We start from the raw sequence: 16,056 nt of genomic DNA, 5'->3' as shown, positions 1-16,056 counted from the left end.
TTTTTCCTAAATCCTCATTGGCATGACGACATATTGAAATGAGCTATCTTCTTCTATGGTCATGAGCATGCTGCTTTTAGAATCCCCTAAAACACAATTAACATCTTGAACGGCTACGTTACTTAAGCAATCCAGCAGATAATTCACATTAAAACCAATATCTAACGGGTCGCCCTTATAACTAACTTCTAATTCTTCTTCTGCTTCCTCGTGTTCGTTGTTTGAACAAATTATTTTTAATAAATTTTTTGTTAATACCAACCGCACACCTCTAAATTTCTCGTTGGATAAAATAGATGCTCGCTGCAGCGCCCCTTGTAAGATCTCTCTACTTAGAGTTAGATTATTGGTCAGCCCTGTTGGTATAACTCGTTTATAGTCTGGGAATTTTCCATCTACCAGCTTGGACACTAGTGTTACATCTCCAAACTTTATAGTTATTTGAGTGTCGGTTATTCCTAGCTCTACCGTAGAGCCCTCATCTCCTAATAGTTTGACTAATTCAAGGACGGTTTTTCGAGGAAGTATGACCTCCCTAGCGCCCGTATCTTTTTTCAATTGCGTAGCTACATGTGATAGTCGATGGCCGTCAGTTGCCACAAGTCGCATAATTTTGCCATCTAAAACTAATAATAGGCCATTCAGGTAATATCGAATATCTTGTTGCGCCATGGCAAACTGTACTTTTTGTAACATGTTTTTTAGTACATTTTGTTCTAAGGTTACAACATCAACAGTTGCGTTTTCTCTCGCCGAAATTAATGGAAAATCTTTAGCTGGTAAGGTTTGTAAATTAAACTTACTTTTGCCACTTTTCAGTATTACCCTATTTTCTGAAGCTTCTAAGGTGATTTTTGTTTTGTCTGGTAGTGCTCTTAGAATATCAAGTGTTTTTCTCGCCGATATAGTAAGCGTTTCCCCTGAATACTTTTGTTTTAACTTGGTATTCGTTGCTATTTGTATTTCTAAATCAGTCGCTATAACTTCTAATGTATTACCATCGGCTTTTAAAAAAACGTTTGATAAAATTGGTATGGTATGTCGCCGCTCAACGATGCCAGAAACCATTTGCAGAGGTTTTAACAATGTATCTCTATCAATATTTAATAATTTCATATTAAACCTTAGTAATAATAGTAAAGGCGGCCGCAGTTGTTTGTAACTTATACAAGGCTATGAACCTATACGTTTTTATAACATTCCAAGTCTAGTAATTAATGGTGTTCAGTATAAGGAGTTTTTGTGGGTAAATATTTTCTTTATGTATGATTACTAATGCATCAAAAACAAGTAAACGAGTTATCCACAGAGTTATATAAAAATGGATCATCGCCGCAATATTTGAATAAGCGTATTAAAATCTCTAGTAGTGTTAGTGTCTGTCGTTTTGAGCTCCGCGATTTTACGGCACGCATGCAGCACCGTTGTATGGTCTCGACCGCCGTAGGCGCTCCCAATATCTGGAAGACTGTGATTTGTAAGTTCTTTGGATAGCGCCATAGCCATTTGTCGTGGTCTGGAGATTGCTCGAGTTCTCTTTTTTGAGAACATATCAGAGACTTTTAATTTGTAGTAGTCCGCGACGCATTTTTGTACGGATTCTATAGTTATAAGTTTTGAGTTACTGGCTAATAGGTCTTTTAAGGCCTCCTTAGCTAGCGGTACAGATATTTGTTCTTCAGTGAAATTCACATAAGCGGTTATTCTTTTGAGGGCGCCTTCTAATTCACGAACGTTGGCTTGAATGTGGGTTGCTACAAAGAAGGCTACTTCTTCAGGTAAGAACATGGCGTTCAATTCAGCCTTTTTGAGGAGGATGGCAACGCGCAATTCGAGTTCCGGGGGTTCAATCGCCACAGTTAAACCTGAGCCGAACCGAGAAACTAGTCGGTCTTCCATGTCAGAAATTTCTTTTGGAAAAGTGTCACAGGTCATGATGACTTGTTTTTTGGATTGAGTTAAAGCATTGAATAAATAAAAGAACTCTTCTTGCGTTCGTGCCTTTTTGGCGAAAAACTGAATGTCATCAATTAGTAATAAGTCGACCGAGTGGTAAAACTGCTTAAATTGTTCAAACGCTTTGTGTTGATATGCATTTACAACATCAGTGACGTATTTTTCCGCGTGAATGTATAAAATTTTTGCGCCTGGTGTTTTGTTCGCGATTGCGTTGCCAATAGCTTGTATTAAGTGTGTTTTACCAAGTCCGACTCCGCCATATATAAATAGTGGGTTATAGGCGGTGCCCGGATTATCACAGACTTGAATGGCGGCGGCTCTCGCCAATTGATTTCCTCGACCAGTAACGAAGGTATCAAATGTAAACGTTGTGTCAAGTAGTGGGGGGCGGACGGCTTTGGTAGGCCTATTTCCTGTTGTTGCCGAGAAGATGGTGGGCTTAACATTGGTTGGTGCATTTACAGGACCCTCTTTGATAGGCGCAGAGGGCTTTAAAGAGAATTTAATAGGTAGCGTAGAGCCATGAACCTCTTTACTCAACCTACGAAAATCCTTTGAATAGTTATCCCGAGCCCAAACAAGCAAAAACCGGTTAGGGGCGATGATTATAATTTCATCCTTAAAAACGGAACCCTCTAGTGGTTGTATCCAAGTCTTAAACTGTTGCGGGGAGAGCGCAGTTTTAAAGTAATCAAGACAGCTATCCCAAAAAGCATTCATTGAATTTTACGGGGCAAGAGAACAAAAGCGCCATCTGACGAGAGATAGGGCAGCATGGTGGTTGATACAAGCGCTAGACAATCACCAAATGACTAATTGTATCTTATCCATGTTGACTTATCCACAGGAGCAAAGGTGAAAGCTAAATTTGACAACGGTACAAAAAACCGTTGTAATGGCAGACTTTTTATGTTTAGGTTACTTGGAGAACTGGGATGAAACGAACATATCAGCCGTCCAAAACTCGACGGAATAGGACGCATGGTTTTTTAGTGCGGATGCAAACGCGTGGTGGTCGGTCCGTTATCAATGCGAGACGGGCTAAAGGGAGGGCACGCTTGGGCGTGTGATTTCGAATAAGCTACCTCGAGAGGTTCGGCTTTGTGGGAGCGCCAACTATAAGGGGCGTTTTGAATTAAAGTTACGAAGCCAGCACTTTATTTTACTTTTAAGAGAAAACCGTACGCATATTAGCCGTATCGGTGTGTCATTCTCAAAAAAATACGTCCCTTTGTCGGTTACCCGGTCTGCCGTACGTAGGCAGGTTAAAGAGCTGTTTAGAAAAAGTAGAGGCCATATAAGGTCTACGGACGTCGTAGTAAGGGCTACGCAAAAAATACTAAAAACAGATTTGAAAGGCGCCCAAGAGGAGCTCAAGCAGCTCTGGGTGCGGGTGCTAAAATGAAACGTGTACTCTTATTTATGATTCGGTGCTATCAATATTTGGTGTCACCTTTATTGGTTCCTAGTTGCCGGTTTTCTCCCACCTGTTCTGAATATGCCAAAGAGAGCATTGGTCGATATGGTTGCAGCCTTGGTATCGGCCTCGCCATAAAACGGCTCTGCAGATGCCAACCATTCCAAGCGGGTGGATTTGATCCCGTACCACAAATATTACACGCTAAAAGGGAATCTTAAAAATGGATAGCGCGCGTATCATCGCTACGGTTGTTTTTGTAGGCTCACTTATCTTGCTGGGGGATGCCTGGCTAAAAAAAAACCAATCAACAGAGGCTGAAATGGCTTCAATTGCAACGCCAGAGGAAGCCATTTCAACGATTCCTCAGGCGACGATTAATGATGTGGACAATCGATCAGAGAACCAATCCTCTTTAAGTGGCAGAGGTGCGGCCGCCACCGATTATATTGTGGTCACAACAGACGTTTTTTCGGCGAAGATTGATAGAGCTGGGGGCGGCATTAAGGAATTGGTGTTAACGGAACATCAAAGTAGAGACATTAAAACTGAGACGTTAAAATTATTTGAAATAGCAGATGGTAGAACCTATATTGCCGAATCAGGCCTAATCGGAGAAAGGCTGCCTAATCATAATAGCACATTCGTCTCAGAGGCAAGTGAGTACTCGCTATTAACGGGCGATGAGCGGGTAAATGTCGTTTTGGTATCGGATTCTGAATCGGCTCGCGTAGAGAAAATATATACATTCCATCGAAGTTCTTACGCAATTGATATCGAATATAAAATTGAAAATAAAACGAATTTACCTATAAGCCCCAATGCCTATTTTCAATTGTTGCGTGATGGTGGTGGAGCTGATGGGGATACTAAACTTCAACCCACGTACACCGGCGCCGCGGTATATTCCGATGAAACCAAGTTTACAAAAGTTGACTTCAAGGATATGGATCGAGCGAAGGTCAAATATCCCAAAATAGCGAAAGATGGTTGGGTTGGTTTTGTGCAGCAGTATTTCGTTGCCGCATGGTTGCCGGAGAGCGGAAAAAGTCGTGAAAATTTTACGAAATCATTTGGCAATAATCTGTATGCGATCGGATATGTACAGAGTTTGACCAAAATTGAGAAAAGTGGCGTGGGCGCAGTGAGTGCGCGACTGTATGCAGGTCCGCAAGAGCAAGAAGTTCTTAAACGTTTGGCTCCAGGTCTGAATTTGGTCGTCGATTATGGCTGGCTAACAATCATTGCAACGCCCCTATTTTGGTTGTTATCCGTGCTACATGAGTTAGTTGGTAACTGGGGTTGGTCGATCGTTTTTCTCACCATAATCATAAAATTGGTGTTTTTCCCCCTATCGGCGGCTGGGTATAAATCCATGGCGAAAATGCGAGTCATGGCGCCTCGGCTAAAATCACTAAAGGAGACGTACGGGGACGATAAGCAAAAATTTCAGCAAGCAATGATGGATTTGTACCGTAAAGAGAAAATTAATCCTTTAGGCGGATGTTTGCCAATTTTGATTCAAATCCCCTTTTTCATTGCACTCTATTGGGTTTTGCTCGCAAGTGTTGAGTTGAAGGACGCGCCATTTATTTTTTGGATTACAGATTTGTCAGCGAAGGATCCGTATTATGTGCTGCCGGTTTTAATGGCGGCAAGTATGGTTGTTCAATCGTGGCTTAGTCCAGCGCCACCAGATCCCATTCAAGCTAAGGTGATGAAAATTATGCCTTTAGTTTTTAGCGTATTCTTCTTCTTTTTTGCGTCTGGCTTGGTGCTGTATTGGCTTGTGAACAACGTTTTGTCAATTGCGCAACAATGGACCATCACGCGGGCAATAGAGGGCAAAAAGCCCAATAATGCTAAACAGTGACACAATAGCGGCCATAGCAACCGGACCGGGTTCTGGAGGAATTGGTGTAGTCAGAATTTCCGGGGACAAGGTTCGGAAGATCGGTAAGCAAATTTTAGGAGTTTTGCCGCAAATACGAATGGCGACGCCTCGGACGTTTAAGAATGCAGAGGGGGCGCCTATAGATGCAGGCTTAGCTATTTTTTTTGAGTCTCCAAACTCCTATACGGGAGAAGATGTTTTAGAGCTGCAAGGGCACGGCGGGCCCGCTGTACTGCGACTTTTGCTGCGGAGTTGCATAGATTCGGGGGCAAGGCTCGCTGAGCCGGGAGAGTTCACCCAACGGGCATATCTCAATGACAAATTGGATTTGGCGCAAGCTGAAAGCGTTGCCGATTTGATCGGCGCGTGTTCAGCGGCCGCGGTATTGAGTGCGCACCGATCTCTAAGCGGTGAGTTTTCTAGCCGTACAGAAGCGATTAAAGATGAATTAATTGAAATCCGAGTTTTTGTAGAGGCAGCAATTGATTTTTCCGACGAGGAGATCGATTTTTTAGAAGATCGCTTAGTGAAAGACCGGATAAAAAGCATTTCCCAGAAATTAGAAACATTAAGGGGCCTGGCCTCGCAAGGCAATTTACTCCGAGACGGCGTAAAGGTTGTGCTCGCTGGGGAGCCCAATGTTGGCAAATCAACGCTAATGAATCTCTTAGCTGAAGAAGAAGCCTCAATTGTGACCGAATATGCGGGAACAACCAGAGACTCAATACAGCGACAAGTCGTAATAGGAGGAGTGCCGATGCTTATTATTGATACTGCGGGCCTGAGGCAGTCAGACGACCCAGTTGAGGCAGTTGGCATTGCTCGCGCACTTATTAATGCAGAGGACGCAGACATTGTTCTAGAGATGCGGGCGGCCGGGATAGATTCCCTGTCGCCAACCCTATCATTGGACGTCGACGAGGCAAAAAAAATTATTGTAACGAATAAAGTTGACTTGACAGGAGAGCCGAGCCGACTTCTCGCCAAAGACGGCATCCCCATGGTTTATTTGTCGGCCAAAACAGGTGATGGAGTAGAGATACTAAAGTCAGCCTTACTGGAAAAGATTGGTGTCAGACGCAGTGATGAGGCGCCATTTATGGCTAGAGAGCGACATTTAAACGCGCTTGACCGGGCCGCTGAACACGTGAGTTTGGCATTATTGAATATTGCTGCGATCGAACTTTGCGCGGATGAGTTACGAATAGCTCAAAATGCGGTATCCGAAATTACAGGAGAATTTGTGGCCGATGATTTATTAGGCAAAATTTTTTCGAGCTTTTGCGTCGGGAAATAATGTGCTTAACAATGTTTCACGTGAAACATGATTAGAAGTCACGGGGGGGTTAAAATGCGGTTATTATTGCGAATAATCAACTAAGTAAAGCTATGTTGTTTTCAAAAAATTACGATGTCGTGGTAATTGGCGGGGGGCATGCCGGCACAGAGGCGGCCTTGGCTTCGGCGCGCTCTGGCGCCTTAACCTTGCTGCTTACGCACAGCATAGAAACGCTCGGGCAGATGTCCTGTAACCCATCGATAGGCGGCATCGGGAAGGGTCATTTGGTAAAAGAAATCGATGCGCTTGGCGGGGCAATGGCGGCTGCCGCCGATGAGGCGGGAATTCATTTCCGACGACTTAATTCGAGTAAGGGCCCGGCGGTTCGTGCAACACGAGCGCAGGCAGATCGATCGCTATATCGGCAGGCCATAAGAGCCCGCCTTGAGGCCCAGCCGGGGCTTGATATTTTTCAGGGTTCTGCGGTCGATTTGCCGGTTTCGGGGGACTCCGTTACGGGAGTGCTTACCAACATTGGGCTAACGATTAATGCAAAAGCCGTTGTCTTAACTGCGGGCACATTTCTCGCGGGTAAAATTCACGTTGGTCTAGAAAATCACGAAGCGGGAAGAGCTGGGGATCCACCTTCAAACGCATTGGCGGCCCGATTGAGGGAGCTGCAGTTACCCGCGGGCCGCCTAAAGACAGGAACGCCCCCTAGGATTGATGGGCGAACTATTGATTTTTCATTACTAGAGAGGCAGGACGGTGATCCCGTCAGGCCAGTGTTTTCTTTTCTAGGTGCTCGAGATCAACATCCGAGACAAATTCCGTGCTGGATTACGCACACAAATGAACAAACACATGCATTTATTCGCTCCGGATTGGATCGTTCGCCAATGTATACCGGGCGAATAGAGGGGGTAGGGCCGCGTTATTGTCCTTCTATAGAGGATAAGGTGGTTAGATTTGCTGAACGAGATCAACATCAAATTTTTCTTGAGCCAGAGGGCCTAAATACTAATGAGTATTACCCAAATGGGATCTCAACCAGTTTACCGTTTGATGTACAAGTTCAAATCGTAAAGTCTATTAAGGGCTTGGAGGACGCTTACATTCTCAGGCCGGGGTATGCTATTGAATATGATTATTTTGACCCGCGGTCGCTTAAGCCAACATTAGAGACTAAGGCTCTAAATGGTTTGTTCTTTGCTGGCCAAATTAATGGCACGACTGGTTATGAGGAGGCTGCGGCACAGGGGTTGTTAGCCGGGCTGAATGCGGCTAGAAAAGCACGAGGAAAGAGTGGTTGGTGCCCGCGACGTGACGAAGCGTACCTCGGGGTCTTGGTTGATGATTTGATTACGAGGGGCGTTACTGAGCCTTATCGCATGTTCACCAGCCGGGCTGAGTATCGATTAAGCCTCAGAGAGGACAATGCTGACCTGAGATTGACGCCGATTGGTCGAGAATTGGGGCTCGTCGATGATCGCCGATGGGATGCTTTCGAGCAGAAGCGCGGTTTGATCGAAGAAGAGACCAGTCGTTTAAAGAAATTATTTGTGGGCCCGGATGGCGGAGATCAGGAGGCAATAAAAAATATAGTTGGTAAGGGGCTTGATCATGAATACTCTGTGATTCAACTATTGAAACGCCCCGAAGTGAGCTATGGGGGATTGATGGGCTTGGCTGGTATCGGGCCCGGGGTGGAGAATGAAGTTGTGGCTGAGCAAGTGGAGATACAAGCGAAATACCAAGGCTATATTGACCGACAAAAAGAAGAAGTAACGAAAATGGCTGGATTGGAGGGCATTCAGATACCGGAGGAAATGAATTATACAAATGTTCCTGGTTTGTCTACCGAGGCCAAGCAAAAATTAAGTTTTGGACGGCCGAGTACGTTAGGTCAAGCAAGTCGAATTTCCGGTATTACGCCGGCTGCCATTGGAATTTTGTTGGTTCATATTAAGAGGGCCAATAAGTCATTAGATTGGGGTGGCCACTCTCGAGTGGTGGGCTGATGGCATCGGGCGGTACCGGCGTATCTGTCTCTGCATTACAAGAAATGGGCGTCGAGGTTAGCAGCAAACAAATTGAAGCGCTTGGTGGGTATCTGACGCTACTAGACAAATGGAATGCGGTTTATAACATTACTTCGGTAACGCCTAAGTCTAAGTGGGTAAGTACACACTTATATGATTCTTGTTCTATTATAAGATTACTTCCCGAAGGAACCTTGCTTGATATTGGCACTGGCGGCGGGTTCCCGGGTTTGCCCATAGCGATCGTACAGCCGCACCGAGAGGTGGTTCTGTTAGATCGTAGCCACAAGAAAACTGCTTTTTTACGACAAGCTATTATTGAGCTTGGCATAAAAAACGTAACCGTTGAGACCGCTCGAATTGAGAGCTATCAGCCGGCCGCACGATTCAGTGTTATTGTTTCTCGGGCATTTAGTGAGCTAAGATTATTCGTTAACATCGCATCAAAATTTTGTAAGCCGGATGGAGTATTGGTTGCGATGAAGGGACAATACCCTGATGCCGAGCTAGAGGAAATTCCCACAGCGCTGGTGCGAAAAATTACCAGGCTTCAGGTGCCTTTGCTTGGCGCGGAACGTCACGCGGTTGAGTTATCGCCAGATGTTTAACGCTTAGAATATAGGGTGAATGCCGTGAGTCGTATTGTTGCCGTCGCAAACCAAAAAGGTGGTGTAGCAAAAACTACCACCGCGATTAATCTTGCAACAGGAATTTGTGCAAGCGGCAAACGAGTCCTTTTGGTTGATCTAGATCCCCAAGGCAATGCGACCACCGGAAGCGGCTTGGACAAGACGGGGGCGCAGGCCGGAGCTTATGATGTTTTGACTGAGTCCGCAGCGATTATTGATGTCAAAATGTCGAGCCCGAGTGCTGGCTATGACGTGTTGACTGCCAATCAGCATTTAGCCGGAGCAGAAGTAGAATTAGTAGGCTTCGAGGGTCGAGAAAATAGGCTAAAGAACGCCTTAGACACGGTAGCCACAGAATATGATTTTGTCTTGATAGATTGTCCCCCGGCCCTAAGTTTGCTCACGATTAATGGACTTACGGCGGCACATTTGGTGATTATTCCAATGCAGTGTGAGTATTACGCGCTTGAAGGCCTCAGCGATTTGGTTGATACGATTAAACGTATTAAGGCGCATTTAAATCCTAATCTTGAAATTGGAGGCCTCATTCGAACTATGTTTGATGGGCGTAACTCACTCGCACAGCAGGTTTCGGATCAGCTTGATAAACATTTTGGAGAAAAGCTTTTTGAAACAGTGATCCCGAGGAACGTTCGTGTGGCGGAGGCTCCTAGTTATGGTTTACCTGTGCTGGTATATGACAAGATGTCCAAGGGGGCGGTTGCTTATCAAGCATTGACAGAAGAATTTCTTAAGAGGTTTGCCTAAATAAATGTTAGAGGTCAAAAATTATGCTCAAAGCTAGAGGGTTGGGCAAAGGGCTCGATGCCCTTTTTACGAGCGCCCAGCCGGTGGCGAATGCCCCAGAAACGATATTAACACTGCCGATCAAAGCATTAAGACCCGGGAAGTTTCAACCACGCACCCGCATGGATGAAGAGGCTATTACCGAGCTTAGTGAGTCTATTCGTTCGCAGGGGGTCATACAGCCGTTGATTGTTAGACTTCTTGTAAGCGGAGAGCATGAGATAATTGCTGGGGAGCGACGCTGGAGAGCGGCGCAAAAGGCCGGGTTAGATCGAGTTCCAGTGGTTGTGAAAGAGATTGATGATAAGGCCGCCATAGCCATATCGCTGATAGAAAATATTCAGAGAGAAGATTTAAACGCCATCGATGAGGCTCTTGGGATCAAGCGACTTACAGAGGAGTTCAACATGACCCATGAAGCGGTCGCAAAGATTCTGGGTAAGTCGAGAAGCGCAGTTACCAACCTACAACGTTTATTGTTGTTAACTCCTCAGGTACAACAAATGTTACGAGAACAAAAGTTAGAGATGGGCCACGCGCGATCATTATTAGGGGCCGATTCGGCCCGGCAGCTTGATCTGGCGAAGCGCATTATCGCTCTAGACCTCACGGTACGAGAGGCGGAAAGTTTAGTCGGTTCGGTCAGCGCTCGATCTGCACGCCCGACAACGCGTAAATCAGGGGAATTAAGCGCGGATAAGGACACCATTAATCTACAAGAGCGGTTGGCTGAAAAACTAGGTATCCCTGTACGTATTCATCACTCAAAGAAAGGGGCAGGAAAAATTACTTTGTCCTATGCAAGCCTGGATCAGTTAGATACCCTTTTGGCGAAATTGCAATCGTAAAAACTCACCACCTATAGGGCAACTGTCATTGACACAATTTCGTCCAGTCCTTAGAATGGCGATCTTTTCGTGGGTTGGAACTGCTAATGGGTTCCTAAGTGCATTCTTGGCGTCATGAGTAATGCCGTATTAACTGGGTCATTGAGTGTTCTGATTTTGCAGGCTGTGGTATTAACGGTCGTTACCGCTGGCTTCTTGGGGGTCTACGGCTTTTCGGTTGATAGCAAGTCTGCGCTGGTTGGTGGCATTATTGCGTTAATACCTTCATGTTTTTATGTGTGGAGGGCTTCTAGAGCTAAGTCAAAAACCCCTAGGAGTTTAGTTAAGGCGCACTATCGGGCTGAGTCGGGGAAGCTGGTTATAACAGTAGTTTTGTTTGGCGTGGCGTTTACACAGCTAGGCCCAATAGCAGCATTGCCACTGTTTGCCACTTATGTTGCGACTTTGTCGAGTTACTGGGTGGCGCTTTTGTTAAAAAGTTAAAGTTATTTTAAGAGCGACAAATGGCCACATCGGGAGCACAAACATCGGGCGAATATATTTCCCATCATTTGCATAATCTGCATGTGGGGCATGGATTTTGGAGCTTACACCTGGATACACTCATTGTCTCTGGGTTGTTAGGGCTGCTCGCTTTTGGTGGGATGATGCTCTTGGCGAGAAAAGCTAGTAGCGGCATACCAACTGGAGCGCAAAATTGTGTTGAGATGGTAGTTTCTCTCGTAAATGATCAAGTTAAAGATACTTTTCATGCGAAAAGTGACTTAGTTACACCGTTAGCGATCACGATATTTATTTGGGTGTTTTTAATGAACGCTATGGACTTAATACCGGTGGATTTCTTGCCCTTAGTGGCTTCTTCTGCCGGAGTAGAATACCTCAAAGTCGTTCCAACTACGGATCCAAATCTGACCTTCGGAATGTCTATAGCGGTTTTTTTCATAATGATCGCTATGAATTTAAAATTTAAAGGGGTAAGAGGGCTAGTCAAAGAAGCGCTAACTGTTCCTTTTGGAAAGTATTTGTTTCCGGTAAATTTGCTTTTTCGAATTATTGAGGACCTTGCAAAGCCAATATCCCTCGCCCTTCGATTGTTTGGAAATATGTATGCGGGAGAGATGGTCTTTATTTTGCTCGCCGTTTGGATGGGCGCGTCCTATTGGTGGGTTCCAGCTGGGGTGTTACTTAGCCTCGGTTGGGCGCTCTTCCATATTTTAATTATTACTTTGCAAGCCTTTGTATTCATGATGTTGACAGTGGTTTATATGAGCATGGCGGCTGAGAGGCATTAACTGTAATTTAATTTATTTTTAACAACTTAATTTTGTACTAGGAGATAAATATGGAACTCGCATCCGTGCTCGGCATGACAGCAATAGCGGTAGCTTTGCTAATTGGTATGGGGGCCCTAGGGACCGCCATTGGTTTTGGTATTCTTGGTGGCCGTTTTCTTGAAGGTGCGGCACGACAGCCTGAAATGATACCCACACTCCAGGTGAAAATGTTTATCGTTGCCGGCTTGCTCGACGCGGTGACTATGATTGGTGTCGGTATTGCTCTTTATTTATTGTTCGCAAATCCATTCATCGCGATTGTTGCTGGTTAATGGTGTACATAAATCGAGATTTAAGCCGCGGGAGGCAATCGTGAATATTAATGCAACACTTTTAGGCCAAGCTCTATGGTTTGCTTTGTTTATATGGCTAACCATGAAGTATGTTTGGCCACCTCTTCAAAAAGCGATGCAGGATCGTCAAAAGCAGATTGCGGATGGTTTAGCGGCTGGTGAAAAGGGCAGGCAAGAGTTAGCAGCGGCAGCTGAAAAGGTTAGTCAAGAGCTACAGAAGACTAAAGAGCGGGCGATGGAGATTATCTCCCAAGCTGAAAGGCGATCAGGCGAGCTTGTAGAGGAAGCAAAGAATCAAGCGAAAGTTGAGGGTGAACGTATTGTAAGCGCGGCTAAGTCTGAAATTGAGCAAGAGGTTAATCGAGCGAAAGAACAGCTGCGCGCGCAAGTGGCTTCGTTAGCCATAGCTGGCGCAGAGCAAATTTTGCAAAAAGAAATCAACGCGACCGCACATGGCGACATGCTAAAGCGTTTAGAGTCGGAGCTCGGTTAGAGCGTTATGGCTGAAGTAATCACATTGGCTCGACCTTATGCTCAGGCGCTGTTTTCGCTAGCTAAAGAGACAACTACCCTAAATGATTGGTCGAACGATTTAGATTTTCTTAAAAGTGTTGCTAACGATGATGATTTCCGGGCGCTAATTGGAGCTCCGGATATCAAACTAGACGATATTGAAAATCTTTTTCTGACTGTTTGCGCTGACCAAGTGTCTGCAGAAGCGTGCAATTTTATACAACTGCTCGTCAGAAATGGCCGGCTGTCGGTGCTCGGCGATGTAGTGAGGCAATATAGGGCACTGAAAGCAGAAGACGAAGGCGTTGTGAGCGCAATTATTCAGTCCGCATTCGAGTTGGATGAAGTACAAGTACAAAAAATAGTGGATATTTTTTCGAAAAAACTCGACAAAAGAATTAGTCCATCGGTCACCATTGACCCCAACTTAATTGGGGGGGTCAAGGTCTATGTTGGTGACAAGGTGTGGGATGCGTCCGTTAGAGGCCGCCTTCAGCACATGGCGGCCACTTTAACGAATTAATTTTTAGGAGTATTGAGACATGCAGTTGAATCCATCAGAGATTAGCGAGCTGATTAAGGACAAGATTCGAAATCTTGCATCAGGAACCGAAGCGACAACACAGGGCACGGTCGTTTCGGTAACTGATGGAATATGTCGAGTGCATGGCCTTTCGGATGCAATGCAGGGCGAAATGCTGGAGTTTCCTGGAAATACGTTTGGTTTAGCGTTGAACCTTGAACGCGATTCGGTTGGAGCTGTAGTGTTGGGCGAGTACACGCATATTACGGAGGGTGATACCGTTAAATGTACCGGTAAGATTCTTGAGGTGCCTGTTGGCCCTGAACTGCTGGGTCGCGTTGTGGATGCGTTGGGTCAGCCAATTGACGGTAAAGGTCCAATCAATGCTAAGGCAACAGATGTTATTGAAAAAGTTGCTCCTGGGGTTATTTGGCGACAATCGGTTGATGTGCCGGTTCAAACCGGCTTGAAGGCGATTGATGCTATGGTCCCTGTGGGCCGAGGCCAGCGGGAGTTGATCATTGGCGATCGACAAACGGGTAAAACAGCAGTGGCAATTGATACAATTATCAACCAGAAGGGTAAGAGCCTATTCTGCGTTTACGTCGCAATTGGGCAGAAGGCGTCAACCGTAGCTAACGTGGTTCGAAAGCTTGAGGAACATGGCGCAATGGAATACACCATTGTTGTTGCCGCAACGGCGTCTGAATCTGCCGCCATGCAATATATCGCGCCTTATTCTGGCTGCACGATGGGAGAGTACTTCCGAGATCGCGGTCAGGACGCCTTGATTGTTTATGACGATTTAACGAAACAAGCTTGGGCATATCGACAGATATCTTTGCTGCTCAGACGCCCTCCCGGACGTGAGGCTTATCCTGGGGACGTATTCTACCTTCACTCTCGCCTGCTTGAGCGAGCAGCCCGGGTGTCAACCAAGTGGGTAGAACGGCATACGAACGGAGAAGTTAAGGGTAAAACTGGATCGCTCACAGCATTGCCGATCATTGAGACTCAAGCAGGGGATGTGTCCGCATTTGTGCCGACAAACGTAATCTCGATTACGGATGGTCAGATTTTTTTAGAAACAGATTTGTTTAATGCTGGAATTAGGCCCGCGATTAATGCTGGTGTTTCTGTCTCACGAGTGGGTGGTGCGGCTCAAACCAAAATTATGAAGCGAAAGGATACTGGGGGTGGTGTGCGTCTAGCGCTTGCACAGTATCGAGAGCTTGCGGCTTTTGCTCAGTTTGCTTCTGATCTGGATGAAGCAACCCGGAGGCAGTTGGAACGAGGACAAATGGTTACTGAACTTATGAAACAGCCTCAGTATCAACCAATGCAAGTTTGGGAAATGGCCGTTACTTTGTTCGCGGCGAACAATGACGTTTTTGATGACATTGACGTTGGTAAAGCTCTAGCGGCTGAAAAATCAATGAGAGATTTTCTTAAGAGTAAAAATGCGGCGCTTATCGCTCGTATTGACGAATCTAAGAATCTCACGAAAGAAGATGAGGAAGCGCTTAAATCGGCAATCCAAGACTGGAAGGCGTCTGGCACGTACTAATTTTCGGGGAAAAAACAGCGACGTCAAATTGATGAAGACAGAGAGACTTTAGGATGGCAGGCACTAAGGAAATACGAACAAAAATCAAGAGTGTTCAGAACACTCGGAAGATTACTAAAGCCATGGAAATGGTGGCCGCATCAAAGATGAGGAGAGCTCAGGAAAGAATACGTGCCGCGAGACCATTTGCTTTAAAAATACGTTCCGTCGCGGCCAACATATCGAACGCGAATCCCGAGTATCGGCATCCATTTCTAACGGAAAGAGACACGGTTAAAAGGGCAGCGATGATTGTCGTAACAACTGACAAGGGGCTGTGTGGCGCGCTTAATACAAACGTTTTAAGAATGGCCCTGGCGCAATATAAAGAGTGGCAAGAAGAGGGAGAGGAAATCGACGTTTGTTGTATCGGTAGCAAAGGAGTCGGTTTTATGCAGCGCCTCGGAGCAAATATTGTCGCAGAGGTGAGCGGATTAGGCGATACACCTAGGATGGAAACGATATTAGGTGCAGTTAAAGTAGTGCTGGATGGTTACAACGAAGATCGATTTGATAGGGTTGTCCTTTTTTATAACAAATTCATAAACACTATGAAACAAGAGCCGACAGTTGAGCAGCTTCTACCTGTTAAGGGTGAAAGTCTCGGTGTTCCTGATGGTGCGTGGGACTATATTTACGAGCCGGATGCTAAAGAGGTTCTTGATCAAGTGTTGAATCGTTACATTGAGGCGGTTGTTTATCAATCTGTCGCTGAAAGTATGTCGTCGGAGCAATCAGCGAGAATGGTAGCTATGAAGTCTGCGTCCGACAATGCTGCCACACTCATAGATGAATTAACTCTTGTTTATAACAAATCGCGCCAAGCCGCAATTACGCAAGAGCTATCTGAGATTGTTAGCGGTGCGGCAGCAGTTTAATGTTCAACAGAATTTTTTTTAACGGATAGAGAAA

Annotated in this window: 18 protein-coding genes; 16 read left to right on the top strand and 2 right to left on the bottom strand. The window is 45.5% G+C overall.

All coding sequences use genetic code 11. From position 1 onward, the window contains the following. Nucleotides 1–6: 6 nt before the first annotated feature. Nucleotides 7–1,116, bottom strand: coding sequence for a DNA polymerase III subunit beta (gene dnaN, locus O3A65_03580; GenBank protein ID MDA1331549.1), 1,110 nt, complete (start codon nt 1,114–1,116; stop codon nt 7–9). A gap of 210 nt (nt 1,117–1,326) precedes the next feature. Further along, nucleotides 1,327–2,679, bottom strand: coding sequence for a chromosomal replication initiator protein DnaA (dnaA, locus tag O3A65_03575; protein ID MDA1331548.1), 1,353 nt, complete (start codon nt 2,677–2,679; stop codon nt 1,327–1,329). A 215-nt stretch (nt 2,680–2,894) separates the two neighbouring features. Between dnaA and rpmH the strand changes: the two genes are divergently transcribed. The 16 genes from rpmH to atpG all read left to right on the top strand — a co-directional run bounded on the left by rpmH (nt 2,895) and on the right by atpG (nt 16,022). Beyond that, nucleotides 2,895–3,029 (top strand): 50S ribosomal protein L34, encoded by a 135-nt coding sequence (gene rpmH / locus O3A65_03570; protein ID MDA1331547.1) that lies wholly within the window; start codon nt 2,895–2,897, stop codon nt 3,027–3,029. Beyond that, nucleotides 3,026–3,364, top strand: coding sequence for a ribonuclease P protein component (rnpA, locus tag O3A65_03565; protein MDA1331546.1), 339 nt, complete (start codon nt 3,026–3,028; stop codon nt 3,362–3,364). The genes rpmH and rnpA overlap by 4 nt, the downstream gene beginning before the upstream one ends. Nucleotides 3,365–3,381: 17 nt before the next feature. Continuing rightward, nucleotides 3,382–3,597: a membrane protein insertion efficiency factor YidD gene (gene yidD / locus O3A65_03560; GenBank protein ID MDA1331545.1), complete on the top strand. Its 216-nt coding sequence runs from the start codon at nt 3,382–3,384 to the stop codon at nt 3,595–3,597. 2 nt (nt 3,598–3,599) lie between these two features. Beyond that, entirely contained in the window at nt 3,600–5,249 is a 1,650-nt protein-coding gene (yidC, locus tag O3A65_03555) for a membrane protein insertase YidC (GenBank protein MDA1331544.1), read from the top strand. Beyond that, nucleotides 5,236–6,567, top strand: coding sequence for a tRNA uridine-5-carboxymethylaminomethyl(34) synthesis GTPase MnmE (gene mnmE / locus O3A65_03550; GenBank protein ID MDA1331543.1), 1,332 nt, complete (start codon nt 5,236–5,238; stop codon nt 6,565–6,567). The genes yidC and mnmE overlap by 14 nt, the downstream gene beginning before the upstream one ends. Before the next feature lie 92 nt (nt 6,568–6,659). Continuing rightward, the gene (gene mnmG, locus O3A65_03545; GenBank protein ID MDA1331542.1) at nt 6,660–8,570 is read left to right on the top strand and encodes a tRNA uridine-5-carboxymethylaminomethyl(34) synthesis enzyme MnmG; all 1,911 of its coding nucleotides are present in this window, start codon (nt 6,660–6,662) and stop codon (nt 8,568–8,570) included. After that, on the top strand, nt 8,540–9,199 hold the full coding sequence (gene rsmG, locus O3A65_03540) for a 16S rRNA (guanine(527)-N(7))-methyltransferase RsmG (GenBank protein ID MDA1331541.1): 660 nt from the start codon (nt 8,540–8,542) through the stop codon (nt 9,197–9,199). Before mnmG ends, rsmG begins: the two co-directional genes overlap by 31 nt. Before the next feature lie 24 nt (nt 9,200–9,223). Beyond that, nucleotides 9,224–9,988, top strand: coding sequence for a ParA family protein (locus tag O3A65_03535; protein ID MDA1331540.1), 765 nt, complete (start codon nt 9,224–9,226; stop codon nt 9,986–9,988). Between the two features lie 23 nt (nt 9,989–10,011). Next, entirely contained in the window at nt 10,012–10,875 is an 864-nt protein-coding gene (locus O3A65_03530) for a ParB/RepB/Spo0J family partition protein (GenBank protein MDA1331539.1), read from the top strand. A 114-nt stretch (nt 10,876–10,989) separates the two neighbouring features. Then, nucleotides 10,990–11,358, top strand: coding sequence for an ATP synthase subunit I (locus O3A65_03525; protein MDA1331538.1), 369 nt, complete (start codon nt 10,990–10,992; stop codon nt 11,356–11,358). Nucleotides 11,359–11,378: 20 nt separating this feature from the next. Beyond that, complete coding sequence (gene atpB / locus O3A65_03520; GenBank protein MDA1331537.1) at nt 11,379–12,167, top strand: F0F1 ATP synthase subunit A; 789 nt, start codon at nt 11,379–11,381, stop codon at nt 12,165–12,167. A gap of 50 nt (nt 12,168–12,217) precedes the next feature. Then, nucleotides 12,218–12,481: a F0F1 ATP synthase subunit C gene (gene atpE, locus O3A65_03515; GenBank protein MDA1331536.1), complete on the top strand. Its 264-nt coding sequence runs from the start codon at nt 12,218–12,220 to the stop codon at nt 12,479–12,481. A gap of 40 nt (nt 12,482–12,521) precedes the next feature. Next, the gene (locus O3A65_03510; protein MDA1331535.1) at nt 12,522–12,995 is read left to right on the top strand and encodes a F0F1 ATP synthase subunit B; all 474 of its coding nucleotides are present in this window, start codon (nt 12,522–12,524) and stop codon (nt 12,993–12,995) included. Nucleotides 12,996–13,001: 6 nt separating this feature from the next. Beyond that, nucleotides 13,002–13,538: a F0F1 ATP synthase subunit delta gene (locus O3A65_03505; GenBank protein MDA1331534.1), complete on the top strand. Its 537-nt coding sequence runs from the start codon at nt 13,002–13,004 to the stop codon at nt 13,536–13,538. A 19-nt stretch (nt 13,539–13,557) separates the two neighbouring features. Continuing rightward, nucleotides 13,558–15,105, top strand: coding sequence for a F0F1 ATP synthase subunit alpha (atpA, locus tag O3A65_03500; GenBank protein MDA1331533.1), 1,548 nt, complete (start codon nt 13,558–13,560; stop codon nt 15,103–15,105). Between the two features lie 53 nt (nt 15,106–15,158). Beyond that, nucleotides 15,159–16,022: a F0F1 ATP synthase subunit gamma gene (atpG, locus tag O3A65_03495; GenBank protein MDA1331532.1), complete on the top strand. Its 864-nt coding sequence runs from the start codon at nt 15,159–15,161 to the stop codon at nt 16,020–16,022. The last annotated feature ends 34 nt before the right edge of the window (nt 16,023–16,056 follow it).

Source organism: Pseudomonadota bacterium, from assembly GCA_027624715.1.
Classification (GTDB): domain Bacteria; phylum Pseudomonadota; class Gammaproteobacteria; order Burkholderiales; family Eutrophovitaceae; genus Eutrophovita.
The sequence above is the reverse complement of the archived record's forward strand: the minus strand, read 5'-3'. Positions and strand labels throughout refer to the sequence as shown.